General features: G+C 70.5%; 14 protein-coding genes and 2 pseudogenes. 9 read left to right on the forward strand and 7 right to left on the reverse strand.

Annotated features, from left to right (window positions below):
• Nucleotides 1-6: 6 nt before the first annotated feature.
• Complete coding sequence (locus ACZ6MZ_RS15255) at nt 7-1,782, forward strand: outer membrane protein assembly factor BamB family protein (protein WP_469352187.1); 1,776 nt, start codon at nt 7-9, stop codon at nt 1,780-1,782.
• 267 nt (nt 1,783-2,049) lie between these two features.
• Nucleotides 2,050-2,769, forward strand: a complete 720-nt coding sequence (locus tag ACZ6MZ_RS15260; RefSeq protein WP_384191747.1) for a helix-turn-helix transcriptional regulator — start codon at nt 2,050-2,052, stop codon at nt 2,767-2,769.
• Between the two features lie 34 nt (nt 2,770-2,803).
• Here the strand turns inward: ACZ6MZ_RS15260 and ACZ6MZ_RS15265 are convergent, their stop codons facing one another.
• The 3 genes and pseudogenes from ACZ6MZ_RS15265 to ACZ6MZ_RS15275 form a co-directional block, all read right to left on the reverse strand.
• A complete protein-coding gene (locus ACZ6MZ_RS15265; protein ID WP_469352190.1) occupies nt 2,804-3,109 on the reverse strand; it encodes a hypothetical protein in 306 nt (101 codons plus the stop codon).
• A gap of 50 nt (nt 3,110-3,159) precedes the next feature.
• Nucleotides 3,160-4,209, reverse strand: a pseudogene (locus ACZ6MZ_RS15270) (sodium:solute symporter family transporter); the annotation flags it as partial.
• Nucleotides 4,210-4,375: 166 nt separating this feature from the next.
• A pseudogene (locus ACZ6MZ_RS15275) lies at nt 4,376-4,996 on the reverse strand (sodium:solute symporter family transporter); the annotation flags it as partial.
• 153 nt (nt 4,997-5,149) lie between these two features.
• Here ACZ6MZ_RS15275 and galT point away from each other — a divergent pair.
• From galT to galK, 3 genes are read left to right on the forward strand one after another with little or no spacing between them, the layout of a single operon-like run.
• A complete protein-coding gene (gene galT, locus ACZ6MZ_RS15280; RefSeq protein ID WP_469352191.1) occupies nt 5,150-6,193 on the forward strand; it encodes a galactose-1-phosphate uridylyltransferase in 1,044 nt (347 codons plus the stop codon).
• The gene (galE, locus tag ACZ6MZ_RS15285) at nt 6,190-7,173 is read left to right on the forward strand and encodes a UDP-glucose 4-epimerase GalE (protein WP_384191739.1); all 984 of its coding nucleotides are present in this window, start codon (nt 6,190-6,192) and stop codon (nt 7,171-7,173) included. The genes galT and galE overlap by 4 nt, the downstream gene beginning before the upstream one ends.
• Complete coding sequence (gene galK / locus ACZ6MZ_RS15290; protein WP_469352193.1) at nt 7,170-8,339, forward strand: galactokinase; 1,170 nt, start codon at nt 7,170-7,172, stop codon at nt 8,337-8,339. The genes galE and galK overlap by 4 nt, the downstream gene beginning before the upstream one ends.
• 33 nt (nt 8,340-8,372) lie before the next feature.
• Here galK and ACZ6MZ_RS15295 read toward each other — a convergent pair whose 3' ends face one another.
• A complete protein-coding gene (locus ACZ6MZ_RS15295) occupies nt 8,373-8,819 on the reverse strand; it encodes a GNAT family N-acetyltransferase (RefSeq protein WP_469352195.1) in 447 nt (148 codons plus the stop codon).
• 403 nt (nt 8,820-9,222) lie between these two features.
• On the opposite strand from ACZ6MZ_RS15295, the gene ACZ6MZ_RS15300 reads away from it, so the two are divergent.
• Nucleotides 9,223-10,011 carry a LuxR C-terminal-related transcriptional regulator gene (locus ACZ6MZ_RS15300; protein ID WP_469352197.1) on the forward strand — a complete coding sequence of 263 codons (789 nt, stop codon included), beginning with the start codon at nt 9,223-9,225 and terminating at the stop codon, nt 10,009-10,011.
• Here ACZ6MZ_RS15300 and ACZ6MZ_RS15305 read toward each other — a convergent pair.
• Nucleotides 9,970-10,467, reverse strand: a complete 498-nt coding sequence (locus ACZ6MZ_RS15305) for a MarR family winged helix-turn-helix transcriptional regulator (RefSeq protein ID WP_384191729.1) — start codon at nt 10,465-10,467, stop codon at nt 9,970-9,972. The two genes, ACZ6MZ_RS15300 and ACZ6MZ_RS15305, sit on opposite strands and share 42 nt — an antisense overlap.
• Nucleotides 10,468-10,614: 147 nt before the next feature.
• Here ACZ6MZ_RS15305 and ACZ6MZ_RS15310 point away from each other — a divergent pair, with 147 nt between their 5' ends.
• Together ACZ6MZ_RS15310 and ACZ6MZ_RS15315 are read left to right on the forward strand one after the other, a co-directional pair.
• Nucleotides 10,615-11,436 (forward strand): trans-aconitate 2-methyltransferase, encoded by an 822-nt coding sequence (locus ACZ6MZ_RS15310; protein WP_469352199.1) that lies wholly within the window; start codon nt 10,615-10,617, stop codon nt 11,434-11,436.
• A 137-nt stretch (nt 11,437-11,573) separates the two neighbouring features.
• A complete protein-coding gene (locus tag ACZ6MZ_RS15315) occupies nt 11,574-12,197 on the forward strand; it encodes a Uma2 family endonuclease (RefSeq protein WP_469352201.1) in 624 nt (207 codons plus the stop codon).
• A 21-nt stretch (nt 12,198-12,218) separates the two neighbouring features.
• Here ACZ6MZ_RS15315 and ACZ6MZ_RS15320 read toward each other — a convergent pair whose 3' ends face one another.
• Together ACZ6MZ_RS15320 and ACZ6MZ_RS15325 are read right to left on the reverse strand one after the other, a co-directional pair.
• A complete protein-coding gene (locus ACZ6MZ_RS15320) occupies nt 12,219-12,917 on the reverse strand; it encodes a TetR/AcrR family transcriptional regulator (protein ID WP_384191723.1) in 699 nt (232 codons plus the stop codon).
• Entirely contained in the window at nt 12,914-13,912 is a 999-nt protein-coding gene (locus ACZ6MZ_RS15325; RefSeq protein ID WP_389789324.1) for an acyl-CoA desaturase, read from the reverse strand. Before ACZ6MZ_RS15325 ends, ACZ6MZ_RS15320 begins: the two co-directional genes overlap by 4 nt.
• 251 nt (nt 13,913-14,163) lie before the next feature.
• On the opposite strand from ACZ6MZ_RS15325, the gene ppc reads away from it, so the two are divergent.
• On the forward strand, nt 14,164-16,893 hold the full coding sequence (gene ppc, locus ACZ6MZ_RS15330) for a phosphoenolpyruvate carboxylase (protein WP_384191716.1): 2,730 nt from the start codon (nt 14,164-14,166) through the stop codon (nt 16,891-16,893).
• Nucleotides 16,894-16,967: the final 74 nt, after the last annotated feature.

The following is a 16,967-nucleotide window of genomic DNA, read 5'->3' on the forward strand; positions in this document are numbered from 1 at the left end:
AACGCCATGACGCAGCCGCCCCAGCCGCCCAACGAGCCCCCGCAGGGAGGGTTCGGCGCCCCGCAGGACCCGCCGCCCGGCGGCTTCGGCGCCCCGCAGGACCCTCCCCCCGGTGGCTTCGGCGCCCCGCAGAACCCGCCGCCCGGTGGGTACGGTGCTCCGCAGCCGCCCGCGCAGAACCCGCAGTACGGCTATCCGCAGCCGCCGCCGCAGGGATACGGATACCCCGGGCAGCCGGGGCAGCCGGGCCCGCCCGGCCAGTACCCCGGTTACGGCTACCCGACGCAGCCCATGCAGCCGCAGTACCAGCCACCCCCGCAGGGCGGTGGCGGCAAGAAGCTGACCACCCAGACGCAGATCATCATCGCCGCGGCCGTCGCCGTGGTGCTGATCATCGGCGGCGGTATCTGGTTCGCCGGCTCCGGTGACGACGGCACGAAGAAGGACGCCAAGGGGTCCACGTCCGGCTCCACCGAGGGCGGCACGGGCGGCGAGAAGGGGATCGGTGGCGGCGGCAAGGAGAAGGCGCCCGCCAACACCCGGTCCGCGGTGGCCTTCCAGCTGCCGACACCCAAGGTCGCCGACGTCACCGCCGTCGACGGCTCCTGGATCACCGACACCGCGTATGTGAAGACCGGCATCAACCAGATCGTCGGATACGACCTGGACAAGGGCAGCCAGCTGTGGACGATCCCGCTGCCCGGCCAGGTCTGCGCGGCGTCGAGGCATGTCACCGAGGACAACAAGACCGCGGTCGCCTTCGAGTCCGCCAAGCGGACCTCCGCGAAGGACTACCAGGCGTGCACGGAGATCGGCGCGCTCGACCTGGAGTCCGGCAAGCTGCTGTGGAGCAAGTCCGTCACGGGCTCCAACGCGGGTGACTCGAAGGTCCGTTTCAGCGAGATCACGCTCAGCGGCGCGACCGTCGCGGCCGGCGGTACGGACGGCGGCGCGGCCTTCGACATCGCCACCGGCGCGGTCCGCTGGAAGCCCGAGATCGACGCCCAGGGCTGCTACGACATGGGCTACGGCGGCGGCGAAGGACTCGTGGCGGTCCGCAAGTGCGGTACGTACGACGACCCGCAGGTCAGCATCCAGAACCTGAACCCGCGCGACGGCACCCCGCTCTCCACGTACAAGATGCCGTCCGGTGTCGAGTACGCGAGCGTCGTCTCCACCAAGCCGCTGGTCGTCGCGGCCGACGTCGGTGACACCGCGGGCGACGGCAGCGGTATCTCGGACTTCTTCTCGATCGACGAGAAGACCGGCAAGCTGCTCGTCAAGATCGCGGCCGACGCGGACAAGTACGCGGCGGACTGCCGCTCCACCGAGGTCGAGTCCTGCCAGCAGCTCGCGGTGGGCAACGGCCGGATCTATCTGCCGACCGAGGAACACCAGGGCACCGGCGAGTACGGCAACACCAACGAGATCGTTTCCTTCGACCTCACCACCGGCAAGACCACCTCGGACCGCGCCGACGCGGGTGACCGCTACACGATGTTCCCGGTGCGCATGGATGGCGGCAACATCATCGCCTACAAGTGGCCTCCGTACGACAAGGGCGGCCAGATCGTCTCCATCGACGGTGGCACCTTCAAGGAGACGGTGCTGATGGAGAACCCGGGCGACGAAGCCGTCCGTGGCGCGGAGACCAGCTTCACCCCGGACTACTCGGAGATCCGCTACGCGGACGGCCGGATGTTCGTCTCCGAGGTGATGGTGAGCAAGCCCTCGTCCGCGGACGACCGGTCGTACCTCGCTGTCGCGTTCCGCACCAAGTAGCGCGCCGGCAGGGCGTACCGGCAGCCGGCCCACACCCGGCGGCGCGGGGCCCCGGCCCGTGGACGACACCACGGCCGGGGCCCCGCGCCACACCGGCGCCGTACTGCCCCCGTACCTGCACTCCCCGTCGACTAGTCCCGAATAGCGGCGAATTCGGCAATCCGGGGGGCTTCTCGCCGGTAAGCGGCGCACGACGTCGAACAAGCGTGTAGCTTGCCGGGTCAGGAGGCCGGGGGCCAGGGTTGAGCGGGGACGGGGGAGTGCTCGATGGGCGTGCGGCTCATGGTGGTCGACGATCACCGACTGCTCGCCGAGGCGCTCGCCTCGGCTCTGAAACTGCGCGGGCACCGGGTGCTCGCGGCGGCCGCGCCCACGGCGGGCGTGGCCGAGCTGGTGGTGAGCAGGGCGCCCGAGGTGTGTCTGCTGGGCACGTCGACACCGGCCGAGCCGGGGGTCTTCGACCCGATCGTACGGATCAAGCGGGACCGCCCGCAGGTGGCCGTGGTGGTGCTCGGGCCCGTGCCCAGCCCGCGCGGGATCGCCGCGGCCTTCGCGGCCGGCGCCTCCGGCTACGTACGCCACGACGAGCGCATCGAAGGCGTCGAACGGGCCATGGTCAAGGCGCGGGCGGGGGAGAGCGCGGTGTCGCCGCAACTGCTCCAGAGCGCTTTCGCCGAGCTGCTCAACCCGGCGGCCCAGCCGGACGACGAGGGGCAGCGGCTGCTGGGGATGCTCACGCCGCGCGAGATCGAGGTGCTGGTACGGGTCGCCGAGGGCGAGGACACCCGGCTGATCGCCGCCGGGATGGGCATCGCGCCCAGCACCGCCAGGACGCATGTGCAGCGGGTGCTGATGAAGCTGGGGGTGGGTTCCCGGCTGGAGGCGGCGGCGCTGGCCGCGCGTACGGGGCTGCTGGACCGGGCGGGCCCGGCCCGGCCGCCGGGCGGTACGGCGACGGGGCCGGACCCTCGCGATCAGCGCGAGTGAGGTCCGGCCCCGGACCGTGCCTGCGACCTGGCCGTTACTCGGCCGGTTGGTCCTGGGATGAGGCCGAAGCGGCCGGCGGGGTGGGCGGCGCCGTCGGGCGCAGCTTCAGCCAGACCAGGAAGAAGAGGCCGAGGGCCAGCATGCCCAGGCCCGTCCAGAGATTGATGTTGATGTCCTGCGCCTTCTTCAGATCGGCGTCGGACGCGGTGATCCCGGCGATCGTGACGATGATCCCGTAGAGGACGAAGAGCCCGCCGATGATGCGGCGGATGTCGAAGAGCCGTGCCGCCGTCGCGGACTTGGCCTCCAGTTCCTCGACGTCGTTCTGGTAGTCGCTCATGGTGATGCGTTCCTCTCAGCCTCGGTCGGAAGCCGGTCAGACGGAGAAGGTCAGAAGGAGAAGGGGATGTAGCAGAGGGCGGCGAGGACGATCGCGCCCCAGCCCAGCAGGGCCGGCTTGCGGTACCACGCGTCGTCGCCCTCGGCGGGGACTTCGTCCATCCCGGGCGAGCGGCTGCCGTACACCAGGCCGGCCAGCTTCTCGACCGGCTTGGGCTTCGTCACGTACGAGACCACGACCATCACCACGGCGCCGACGACGAACGCGACGATGGAGGAGACGAAGTTCGCGCCCTGGTCGCTGGGGATGTCGACGATCCCGCCCTTGTACAGCCAGAAGTAGTTCACCATCGCGGCGACCGTGCCGGAGAGCAGGCCCCAGAACCCGGCGGCCGGGGTCGTCCGCTTCCAGAACATGCCGATGATGAAGACCACGAACAGCGGGACGTTGAAGAACGAGAACAGCGTCTGCAGGTAGTTCATGATGTTGCTGAAGCTGGACGCGATGAACGCGGTGCCCATGCCGATCAGCACACCGACCGCCGTGACGACGCGTCCGGTCTTGAGGTAGTAGGCGTCCGGACGGTCCTTCTTGAGGTACGCGCCCCAGATGTCGTTCGTGAACACGGTGTTGAACGAGGAGACGTTGGCCGCCATACCGGCCATGAACGCGGCGAGCAGACCGGTCACGGCGATGCCCAGCACACCGTTCGGCAGCAGGTCGCGCATGAGGACCGGGATCGCGTCGTTGTACTGGAGACCGCTGCCCGCCTTGCCCAGGGTCGGTTCCATGACGAGCGCGATCAGGCCGGGAATGATCACGACCATGGGTATGAGGATCTTGGGGAAGGCCGCGATCAGCGGGGTGCGCCTGGCCGCGGAGAGGTTCTTCGCGGACAGCGCGCGCTGCACCTCGGCGAAGTTGGTGGTCCAGTAGCCGAAGCTCATCACGAACCCGAGGCCGAGGACGATGGTCAGCCAGTTCGCGCCGAGCGGGTTCGGCGAGCCGATGCCGGTGCCCTCCCAGGCGGTGAGGAACGCGCCGCCGTGCGAGCCGGTGAGGGAGTCGGTCAGACCGTCCCAGCCGCCGACGCGCTTGAGAGCCTGTCGGATGACCTCTGATCGGGCGGCCACGCCCTGGCACGCGCGCTTCCCGCGTTGCCGAAATATCCTAGTAGCTCCGCTACGAGGACATCCCGGCGCCTTGGAATCACACGCACCAGACCGCGTCCGCTCTCCGATCGAAGGTCACCCGACAGGCTCTGAGGCCGACGATGGTCAGCGGTATCAGCGCGGCGAGGATCACGAAGAACTGCAGCACCTCGTTGTAGATCGCCGAGGAGAGGCCGCCGATGGTGATGTACGCGAGGACGAAGAAGCCCGCGACGACGATCGCGACCCACTCCGGCCAGCCGAGCAGCGCCTCCAGCACGATCGCCATCGCGTAGAGGTTGACGCCCGCGATCAGTACGGACGACACCGCGAAGATGATCGAGGAGAGCAGGTGGGACGAGGGCCCGAAGCGGTGCAGCAGGAACTCGGGGACGGACCGCACTTTCGAGCCGTAGTAGAACGGCATCATCACCAGGCCGAGGAAGACCATGGCGGGGATGGCGCCGATCCAGTACCAGTGCACGGTGTAGACGCCGTACTGCGCGCCGTTCGCCGCCATGCCGAGGATCTCGGTGGCGCCGAGGTTGGCGGCGACGAAGGCGAGCCCCGTCACCCAGGCCGGCAGTGAGCGCCCGGAGAGAAAGAAGTCGAGGCTGGTCTTCACGCTGGCCCGGGCGGCGAACCCGATGCCGAGGACCACGACGAAGTAGATCGCCAGGATGGTGTAGTCGAGCCCGTTCGTGGGGAGCCGGAGCCCTTCGGCCAGGTATCGCATGGGGGTACTCGCTTCGTCGCAAGAGAAGTCGCGGTCGGATGCTGGGCGGTCGTTGGCGTCTGCTCGTGTGCCCACCGTGCGCCCGTTGACGCAGCTGTTGGCTTGTGATTAATTATGTTCGGTTCTGTTTGAGTGTGGGCCGGGAGGCAATCGATGAAGAAGACGGTGACGAGGCTCGCCGACGGCCGCGAACTGATCTACTACGACTCCCGGGACGACGCCGTGCGCGACGCCGTCGACCACCGGCCCCTCGGCCCCGTCGCCACCACCTCGGAGATCCGCCGCGACCCGCTGCTCGGCGACGCGGTCGCCATCGCCTCGCACCGCCAGGGCCGTACGTACCACCCGCCCGCCGACGAGTGCCCGCTCTGCCCCTCCGGCGACGGCCGGCTCAGCGAGATTCCGGCCGACGGGTACGAGGTCGCCGTCTTCGAGAACCGCTTCCCCTCCCTCGCCGGGGACGCCGGCCGCTGCGAGGTCGTCTGCTTCACCTCCGACCACGACGCCTCGTTCGCCGACCTCACCGAGGAGCGGGCCGCTCTGGTGCTGGCGGCCTGGACCGACCGCACCGCGGAACTGGCCGGGCTGCCGCAGGTCGAGCAGGTCTTCCCGTTCGAGAACCGCGGCGCCGAGATCGGTGTGACCCTCGGCCATCCGCACGGGCAGATCTACGCCTATCCCTTCGTCACCCCGCGCACCGCGCTGATGCTCCGCTCGGTCGAGGAGCACCGGGCCAGCACCGGCGGCAACCTCTTCGACGAGATCGTCGGGCGCGAGAGGGCCGAGGGCACCCGGGTGGTGCTGGAGGGCGAGCACTGGGTGGCGTTCGTGCCGTACGCGGCGCACTGGCCGTACGAGACGCACCTCTACCCCAAGCGCCGGGTGCCCGATCTGCGGGACCTCGACGACGCGGCGCGCACAGAGTTCCCACAGATGTATCTGGAACTCTTGAAGCGCTTCGACCGGCTGTTCGGCGAAGGCGAACCGCCGACGCCGTACGTCGCGGCCTGGCACCAGGCGCCCTTCCGGGCCGCCGGGCGGCTCGATTTCGCCCTTCACCTCGAGCTTTTCACCGTGCGCCGCACTTCCGGCAAGCTGAAGTTTCTCGCGGGTTCCGAATCCGGCATGAGTGTGTTCATCAACGATGTGCCGCCGGAGGCCGCGGCAGAGCGACTGCGAGAGGTAGCGAGCGAGTGAGCGACAAGTACCTGGTAACGGGTGGCGCGGGATATGTCGGCAGCGTGGTGGCCGCGCATCTGCTGGAGGCAGGGCACGAGGTGACCGTGCTCGACGACCTCTCCACCGGCTTCCGGGAGAGCGTCCCCGCGGGCGCCGAATTCATCGAGGGCCGGATCCAGGACGCGGCCAAGTGGCTGGACCCCTCGTACGACGCGGTGCTGCACTTCGCCGCGTTCTCGCAGGTCGGCGAGTCCGTCGCCAAGCCCGAGAAGTACTGGGAGAACAACGTCGGCGGCTCCATGGCGCTGCTGGCCGCGATGCGCTCCGCCGGAGTGCGCAAGCTGGTCTTCTCCTCCACCGCCGCCACCTACGGCGAGCCCGAGTCCACGCCCATCACGGAGAGCGACCCGACCGCGCCGACCAGTCCGTACGGCGCGACGAAGCTCGCCGTCGACCACATGATCAGCGGCGAGTGCGCGGCGCACGGCCTCGCGGCGGTCTCCCTGCGCTACTTCAACGTCGCGGGCGCGTACCGCACGCTGTCGGACACCGTCGTCGGCGAGCGGCACGACCCCGAGTCGCATCTCATCCCGCTGGTCCTGCAGGTCGCCCTCGGCCGGCGCGAGTCGATCTCCGTCTACGGCGAGGACTACCCGACGCCGGACGGCACCTGCGTCCGTGACTACATCCATGTCGCGGACCTCGCCGAGGCCCATCTGCGCGCACTGGACGCGGCCGCGGAGGGCGAACACCTGATCTGCAACCTCGGCAACGGCAACGGATTCTCGGTCCGCGAGGTCATCGAGACCGTACGCGAGGTCACCGGGCACCCCGTGCCCGAGGTGATGGCCGGGCGCCGCGACGGCGACCCCGCCGTCCTGGTCGCCTCCGCCGACGCGGCGCACCGCCGCCTCGGCTGGACCCCGAGCCGCGCCGATCTGTCGGGCATCGTGGCGGACGCGTGGGCGTTCGCACGCCGGAAGGAGACCCAAGGGTGAGTGAGAGTGTGGCCGCGGACCGTGTCGCGCGGGAGTTCCGCCAGCTGTACGGGGCCGGACCCGAAGGAGTCTGGGCGGCCCCCGGCCGGGTGAACCTGATCGGCGAGTACACCGACTTCAACGACGGCTTCGTGATGCCGCTGGCGCTGCCGCACACCACGGTCGCCGCGGTGTCCCGCCGGAGCGACACGGTCCTGCGGCTGCACTCCGCGGACGTCCCCCAGGGCGTGGTCCAGCTCGACGCCGCCGGACTCGCCCCGCGCTCCGACAGCGGCTGGGCGGGGTATCCGGCGGGCGTCGTCTGGGCGCTGCGCGAGGCGGGCCACCCGGTCGGCGGCGCCGACATCCATCTGGCGTCGACCGTCCCGACCGGCGCGGGCCTGTCGTCCTCCGCGGCGCTGGAGGTCGTCACCGCCCTCGCCCTGAACGAGCTGTACGGCCTCGGCCTGTCCGGCGCCGAACTGGCGGTGCTCGCCCAGCGCGCCGAGAACGACTTCGTCGGTGTGCCCTGCGGGGTCATGGACCAGATGGCCTCCGCGTGCTGCACCGACGGGCACGCGCTCTACCTGGACACCCGCGACCTCTCACAGCGCCAGGTGCCGTTCGACCTGGCGGCCCAGGGGCTCCAGCTGCTGGTCGTCGACACCCGGGTCAAGCACGCGCTCGGCGACGGCGCGTACGCCGAGCGGCGCGCCGGGTGCGAGGCGGGCGCGCGGGCGCTCGGGGTCGCCGCGCTGCGTGACGTCCCGTACGAGGAGCTGGGCGCGGCGCTCGGCCGGCTGGCGGGGGAGGGCGAGAACGTCCGCCGCTACGTCCGCCATGTGGTGAGCGACGACCACCGGGTCGAACAGGTCATCGCGCTCCTCGACGCGGGTGACGTCCGCGCCGTCGGCCCGGTGCTGGTCGAGGGCCACGCCTCGCTCCGCGACGACCTGCGGGTCTCCTGCCCGGAACTCGACCTGGTCGTCACCGCGGCCATGGCGGCCGGCGCGCTGGGAGCCCGGATGACGGGCGGCGGCTTCGGCGGCTCGGCGATCGTCCTGGTGGAGGAGGCCGACGCGGACGCGACAGCGAAGGCGGTCACGGAGGCGTTCGCGACGGCGGGGCACATGTCCCCCCGGATCTTCCCGGCGATCCCGTCGAGGGGGGCGCACCGCCTGAGCTGACCTGCCCGCTCGCTCGCGTCCAGGTCTGCGGGCTCAGGCCAGGGACTTGATCAGGATGTACTCGGTCACGCCCGGCGGATAGTCCGCGACCTGGCCCGCGATCTCGTACCCCTGCTTCTGGTAGAAGCCCGGCGCCTGGAAGTCCCAGGTCTCCAGCCGCGAGCGGGCACAGCCGCGCTCCTTCAGCGCCAGGCGCTCCGCCTCCGCCAGCAGGCGGCTGCCCAGGCGGGCGCCCCGGTGCCGGTCGTCGACCCAGAGCAGATCGACGTGGAGCCAGCGCGCCCAGGTGCGGCCGGTGAGCCCGCCGGCCAGCTCGCCCCCGGACTCCTCGAACAGCCAGACATGGAGCGGGACTTCCTCGCCCATCGGACTGTCCCGCAGCGCGCGCATCACTGGCGAGCGGTCAGAATTGGCCGCGCCCAGCCGTTCGCCGAGCACAGCACGCCGTTCCTTGTCGACTTCTGTCTCCATACGAAACATGGGCCCCAGCCTAAGACCGTCCGGTGATTGGGGGGCGGCGTCGCGTGCCGATGGCTGTCGCCCGGTGGCGTTGTCGTCGGTCGCCTACGCTCCGCGTGGGCTCCCTCCTCCGCCTTGCCGGACTCCGCCCTCGACCCGCTCCTTCACCCACCCCCCAATCACCGGACGGTCCAAGCATCGAGGCCCATCAGTTCTGCGAATGTGCTTCCGCCCCGGGCCCGCGCCCGTACGCTGATGCACAGCACCGGTGGGGGCCGGTGCTGATCAGGGGTGGAGACACGTCGGGTACGACGCTCGGAGCGGGGTAGCGGTCATCGCACGGCGGGGGCCGTGCCGCTGACGTACCGCCACGCACCGGGCGCCGTTTCCGCGCGGTCCGCTCCCCACCTTCAGGGGGTGTCCATTGGTACGTATCCGGGTTCTGGTCGTGGACGACCACCGTATCTTCGCCGAATCGCTCGCCGCCGCGCTCGCGGCCGAGCCCGACGTGGACGTCTCGGCGGCCGGCAGCGGCCCCGCCGCGCTGCGCTGTCTGGACCGGGCGGCGGCCGAGGGCCGCACTTTCGACGTGATGCTCGTCGACGCCGATCTGGGCACGGTCGCGGGAGCCGTCCAGGTGCCCGTCGCCCGCGCCGTGCCCGACAACGGGGACGTGGCGCTGGTCGACGGCATCTCGCTGGTCGCCGGGGTCCGCTCGGGGCAGCCGTCCGTCCGTATCGTCGTACTCGCCGAGAGGGACGACCCGCGCCGCGCCGCGCTGGCGCTCCAGGCGGGCGCCTCCGGCTGGGTCGCGAAGGACTGCTCGCTGCAACGGCTGCTCGCGGTGATACGGGGCGTCCTGCGCGACGAGACACATCTGCCGCCCGCCCTGCTCACGGGCGTCCTGCGGGAGCTGACGGCCGCGCGCAAGCACCGCACGGAGAGCGAACGGCTGGTCGAGTCGCTGACCCCGCGCGAGTGCGAGGTGCTGCGCTGCATGGTGGCGGGGCTGGGGCGCAAGGCGGTCGCCGAGCGCCTCTTCCTCTCCCCGCACACCGTCCGCACCCATATGCAGAACGTGCTGGGGAAGCTGGGCGTGCACTCCACGCTGGCCGCCGTCGCCCTGGCCCGCCGGGCCGGCGTAGGACCCGCCGACCTGGCGGCCGATCCGCTAGCCGGGGACGTTGTCGAACGGGGCGGTCAACTGGCGTAGCAGCCCGGCCAGTTCGCCTCGCTGCGCCCGGGACAGCTCCGCGAGGATCGCGCGCTCCTGGGCGAGCAGCCCGGCGAGCGCCTGGTCCGCGCGGTCCTGTCCCTCGGGCGTGAGCCTGACCAGCACCCCGCGCCGGTCGCTGGGGTCCGGCAGCCGCTCGACCAGGCCCTTCTTCGCCAGCCGGTCGATGCGGTTCGTCATCGTGCCCGAGGTGACCAGGGTCTGGGTCAGCAGCTGGCCGGGGGAGAGCTGGTACGGCGCTCCGGCACGGCGCAGCGACGTCAGTACGTCGAACTCCCAGGGCTCCAGGCTGTGCTCGGAGAAGGCGATCCGACGCGCGCGGTCGAGATGTCGGGCCAGCCTGCTGACGCGGCTGAGCACCTCGAGCGGTTCCACGTCGAGGTCGGGGCGTTCTCGGCGCCATGCTGCGACCAGTCGGTCGACCTCGTCCTCCATGACGATCAGTGTAGAGGGTGCCTCGACATGAAGTCTCTTGACGTCAAGATACATGGGGGTGCAGGCTTGCCCCACCGGGCGAGCGGGGCGTTCCGCCCGGTCGTTCCGTCGCCGCGAAGGCGCTCGACCATGCGAAGGGGCTCGACCATGCGTTCCGCACCGACCTGGGATCCGGCGCAGTACCTCAGGCACTCCGGGCACCGCACCCGCCCGTTCCTGGACCTGCTCGCCCGGATCCCCGAACCGCCGGCCGGCGGCGGACCCGCCAGGATCGCCGACCTCGGCTGCGGACCCGGCAATGTCACCGCGCTCCTCGCCGACCGCTGGCCGGCCGCCCGCATCACCGGCCTCGACAACTCGCCGGAGATGCTCGACCGGGCCCAGCGGGAGTACGCAGGCCCCACCGCGGGCGGCGGGACCATGGACTTCCGCACCGCCGACGCCGCGCACTGGACGCCCGAGGAGCCGTACGACCTGATCGTCTCCAACGCGGCCCTGCAATGGGTGCCGAACCACCCCGACTCCTTCGCCCGCTGGATCGCCGCCCTCGCCCCCGGCGGCACCTTCGCCTTCCAGGTCCCCGGCAACTTCTCCTCGCCCAGCCACACCCTGCTCGCCGAGCTCTGCGACAGCCCGCGCTGGCGCGAGCGGCTCGACCACCCGGGCGGGCGTGTCATGAGGGTCCTGGAGCCCGCGGACTACCTCACGCGCCTCACGGACCTCGGCTGCGCGACGGACGTCTGGGAGACCACCTACCTCCAGCTCCTCACCGGCGAGGACCCGGTACTCGACTGGGTCAAGGGCACCGCCCTGCGCCCCGTCCTGACGGCGCTCGCCGGCGACGACGAGGCCACGGAGGAGTTCACCGGCCAGTACCGCGCACTGCTCCGCGATGCCTACCCACCGGGACCGCACGGCACGGTGTTCCCCTTCCGCCGCATCTTCGCCACAGCCCACACCCCCGCCTGACCCGACGGCCCGACGTCACTCTTTCTGATGATCGACACGCACTGCCTCGCACGGGGGGCGAGGCGGGTCGTAGCGTCCTGGTGTCGCTTGTGCCGTAGTGGTGCCTGCGCCCACACTGATGGAGGAGGTGCTTCACGATGACCGCTCTCGCACACGAGGTGATGCCGGTGACGAACGAGTTGCCGGTCTCCGACCTGGACGAGTTCCTGTGGCAGACGTGGAAGGCCATGGAACTCCCCGAGGGCTACCGGGCCGAGATCATCGAGGGAGCCATCGAAGTGTCGCCGACCGGTCGCCGTCGTCATGGCGTGCTCATCAACCGTCTCCGGCGCGCGCTGGAGAGCCATCTGGAAGGCAGCGACTTCGCGCCGTACCAGGATGTCAACGTCATCCACCGCCGGAAGTCCTGGATCCCCGACCTCTTCGTCGCGCCGCTGGACCTGGACGAAATTCCCGACGAAGAGGATCTCGGCGTCGACTCCGACGGAGTCCCCCTGGTCATCGAAGTCGTCTCGCCCGGCCATCGGAACACCGAGCGCGACCGGGTCCGCAAGCGTCGCGAGTACGCCCGCGCCGGCATTCCGCTGTACGTGCTCATCGACGACCACGACGGCGAGGGAACCGTCGTCGTGCTGACCGCTCCCGACACCAAGAAGGCGACCTACGCCGACGAGCACCGCGTCCCCTACGGCAGCGACGCGATCATCCCGGACGGCCCCGCCAAGGGCTTCGTCATCGGCGAGGCGATCACCCGGGCGTGAGGGCCAGTGCCGGGAGGGGCGCTAGTTCTTGCGGTGGCCGATGAGGCGGGGTTTGGGTTCCAGGCCCTCCAGGCCGTGCCAGGCGAGATTCACCAGATGCGCGGCCACCTCCGACTTCTTCGGGCGGCGGGCGTCCACCCACCACTGGCCGGTCAGCGCCACCATGCCCACCAGGGCCTGCGCGTACAGCGGAGCCAGCTTCGGATCGAAGCCGCGGGCCTTGAACTCCATGCCGAGAATGTCCTCGACCTGCGTGGCGATATCGCTGATCAGCGAGGCGAACGTGCCCGTGGACTGCGCGACCGGCGAGTCACGCACCAGGATGCGGAAGCCGTCCGTATACGTCTCGATGTAGTCGAGGAGCGCGAACGCGGCCTGCTCCAGCAGCTCACGGGGGTGGCCGGCGGTCAGCGCGCTGGTCACCATGTCCATCAGCTGGCGCATCTCGCGGTCGACCACCACCGCGTACAGCCCCTCCTTGCCGCCGAAATGCTCATAGACGACGGGCTTGGAGACCCCGGCCTTCGCCGCGATCTCCTCGACCGATGTCGCCTCGAAACCCTTCTCGGCGAAGACCTTGCGGCCGATGTCCAGCAGCTGTTCGCGCCGTTCCGCACCGGTCATACGGACCCGGCGCGCCCGCCGGCCCGCCGGGGCCCGGCCCTTGTCGGTGCTGCCCGCGCTGCTGGTACTGCCGTCGGTCGCCACAATGCCCATCATGCCGCGTTGGAGGGTGCGCCCTTGCGCCGGGAGTCCAGCCGGGAAGCGCTCGGCCAGCGGACGTCGGACGCCCAGCCGAACTGCTCGAACCAGCGGATGAGCCGGGCGCTGGAATCGACCTGGCCCCGCAGCACGCCGTGCCGCGCGCTGGTCGGGTCCGCGTGGTGCAGGTTGTGCCACGACTCGCCGCAGGACAGCACGGCCAGCCACCACACATTGCCCGAGCGGTCACGCGACTTGAACGGACGCTTGCCGACCGCGTGACAGATCGAATTGATCGACCAGGTCACATGGTGCAGCAGCGCCACCCGAACCAGTGACCCCCAGAAGAACGCCGTGAAAGCGCCCCACCAGGACATCGTCACCAGCCCGCCCACCAGCGGCGGGATCGCCAGCGACACGACCGTCCACAGCGCGAACTGCCGGGAGACCGCCCGGATGGCCGGATCCCTGATCAGATCAGGGGCGTACTTCTGCTGCGGCGTCTGCTCCTCGTCGAACAGCCAGCCGATGTGCGCCCACCACAACCCCTTCATCAGGGCGGGGAGCGACTCGCCGAACCGCCACGGGGAGTGCGGGTCACCCTCCGCGTCCGAGAACTTGTGGTGCTTGCGGTGGTCCGCCACCCAGCGGACCAGCGGACCTTCCACGGCGAGCGAACCGGCCACGGCGAGCGCGATCCGCAGCGGACGCTTCGCCTTGAACGAGCCATGGGTGAAATAGCGGTGGAAGCCGATCGTGATGCCATGGCAGCCGATGTAGTACATCGCCACCATCAGGCCCAGATCGAGCCAGCTCACGCCGCCCCAGCGCCAGGCCAGCGGCACCGCCGCGAGCAGGGCGACGAAGGGCACGGCGATGAAGAGCAGCAGAGCGATCTGCTCGATGGACCGCTTGCTGTCCCCGCCGAGCGTGGCGGAGGGAAGCGGGGAGCCATCAGCGGAGGGGGGAGGTGTGGAGGGGTCTTCGATCACGTCGTCGGGGGTTGCGGTCATGGGGGCCCCTGGGGATGAGGGATACGGCAGATGCCCGGATACGGGTGCGTAACCTACGGCATCGTAAGTATGGCAGCGCCGAACGCCGCGACAAGAGGTCCTGTGGATAACGCCAGGGGAAGGCCACCTATCCTGGTGTCGTCGGACAGCGCGGTCCGCCAGGCCGTCCGACGCCGCCCCTCCAATACCGGACGGCCTGAAGTCTCCAGAAAACCTCCAGACGTGCTCAAACACTGCAAGGAGCCGCACCTGTGAGCAGTGCCGACCAGACCCCTTCCGCCAGCGCGGAGCTGCGCTCCGACATCCGCCGTCTCGGTGACCTGCTGGGCGAGACCCTCGTACGGCAAGAAGGCCCGGAGCTCCTCGAACTCGTCGAGCGCGTCCGCGCGCTGACCCGCGAGGACGGCGAAGCCGCCGCCGAGCTGCTCGGGGACACCGACCTGGAAACCGCGGCCAAGCTGGTACGCGCCTTCTCCACCTACTTCCACCTGGCCAACGTCACCGAACAGGTCCACCGAGGCCGTGAAATGCGCGACCGGCGCGCCGCCGAGGGCGGGCTGCTGGCCCGCACCGCCGACCGGCTCAAGGACGCCGACCCGGACCATCTGCGCGAGACCGTGAAGAACCTCAACGTACGGCCCGTCTTCACCGCGCACCCCACGGAAGCCGCCCGCCGCTCCGTACTGAACAAGCTCCGCCGCATCGCCGAGCTGCTCGAAGTACCCGTCATCTCCGCCGACCGGCGCCGCCACGACCTGCGGCTCGCCGAGTCCATCGACCTCATCTGGCAGACCGACGAACTGCGCGTCGTACGGCCCGAGCCGGCCGACGAAGCCCGCAACGCCATCTACTACCTCGACGAACTCCACGCCGGCGCCGTCGGCGACGTCCTGGAGGACCTCGTCGGCGAACTGGAACGCGTCGGCGTCGAACTGCCCCCCGGCACCCGCCCGCTGACCTTCGGCACCTGGATCGGCGGCGACCGCGACGGCAACCCCAACGTGACCCCCGAGGTCACCCGCGAGGTGCTGATCCTCCAGCACGAGCACGGCATCACCGACGCCCTCGAACTCGTCGACCAGCTGCGCGGCCAGCTCTCCAACTCCATCCGCTACACCGGCGCCACCGAAGAGCTGCTCACCTCGCTCCAGGACGACCTGGAACGGCTCCCCGAGATCAGCCCCCGCTACAAGCGGCTCAACGCCGAAGAGCCGTACCGCCTCAAGGCGACCTGCATCCGCCAGAAGCTCGTCAACACCCGCGAGCGCCTCGCCCAGGGCACCCCGCACACCGACGGCCGCGACTACCTCGGCACCGCCGAACTGCTCGACGACCTCACCCTGATCCAGACCTCGCTGCGCGAGCACCGCGGCGGGCTCTTCGCCGACGGCCGCATGGACCGCACGATCCGCACCCTCGCCGCCTTCGGACTCCAGCTCGCCACCATGGACGTACGCGAACACGCGGACGCCCACCACCACGCGCTCGGACAGCTCTTCGACCGGCTCGGCGAAGAGTCCTGGCGCTACAGCGACATGCCGCGCGACTACCGGCAGAAGCTCCTCGCCAAGGAACTGCGCTCCCGCCGCCCGCTCGCCCCCACCCCGGCACCGCTCGACGCCGCGGGCGAGAAGACTCTCGGTGTCTTCCACACCGTCCGGCAGGCCTTCGAACGGTTCGGCCCCGAGGTCATCGAGTCGTACATCATCTCCATGTGCCAGGGCGCCGACGACGTCTTCGCCGCGGCCGTCCTGGCCCGCGAAGCCGGCCTCCTCGACCTGCACGGCGGCTGGGCGAAGATCGGCATCGTGCCGCTGCTGGAGACCACCGACGAGCTGCGCGCCGCCGACGTCATCCTCGACGAGATGCTCGTCGACCCCTCCTACCGCCGGCTCGTCTCCCTGCGCGGCGACGTCCAGGAGGTCATGCTCGGCTACTCCGACTCCTCCAAGTTCGGCGGCATCACCACCTCCCAGTGGGAGATCCACCGGGCCCAGCGCCGGCTGCGTGACGTCGCCCACCGCCACGGCGTACGGCTGCGGCTCTTCCACGGCCGCGGCGGCACCGTCGGCCGCGGCGGCGGCCCCTCGCACGACGCGATCCTCGCGCAGCCGTGGGGCACCCTCGAAGGCGAGATCAAGGTGACCGAGCAGGGCGAGGTCATCTCCGACAAGTATCTGATCCCGTCCCTGGCCAGGGAGAACCTGGAGCTGACGGTCGCCGCCACCCTCCAGGCCTCGGCGCTGCACACCGCACCCCGCCAGTCCGACGAAGCCCTGGCCCGCTGGGACGCGGCGATGGACACCGTCTCGGACGCCGCGCACGCCGCGTACCGCGGGCTGGTCGAGGACCCGGACCTGCCCGCGTACTTCTTCGCCTCCACGCCCGTCGGCCAGCTCGCCGACCTGCACCTCGGCTCCCGGCCCTCACGGCGGCCCGACTCGGGCGCGGGCCTGGACGGGCTGCGGGCCATCCCCTGGGTCTTCGGCTGGACGCAGTCGCGGCAGATCGTGCCCGGCTGGTTCGGAGTCGGCTCCGGCCTGAAGGCGCTGCGCGAGGCCGGACTCGACACGGTGCTCGACGAGATGTACGAGCAGTGGCACTTCTTCCAGAACTTCCTCTCGAACGTCGAGATGACGCTCGCCAAGACCGACCTCAGGATCGCCCGCCACTACGTCGACACCCTGGTGTCCGACGACCTGAAGCACGTCTTCACGGACATCGAGGCCGAACACGCCCTCACCGTGCAGGAAGTCCTCCGGATCACCGGCGGAGAGAAGCTCCTCGACTCCAACCCGGTCCTCCAGCAGACCTTCTCCATCCGCGACGCCTACCTGGACCCGATCTCCTACCTCCAGGTCTCGCTGCTGGCCCGCCAGCGCGAGGCGGCGGCGCGGGACGAGGCACCGGACCCGCTGCTCGCGCGGGCGCTGCTGCTGACGGTCAACGGAGTCGCGGCGGGACTGCGCAACACCGGCTGACGCCGTTCGTGCGACGACCGCTGTCCGACCGACGACCGCCGTTCGTCCGACGACCGCCGTTCGTCCGACGACCG

This window comes from Streptomyces sp. NPDC042201, assembly GCF_055582185.1.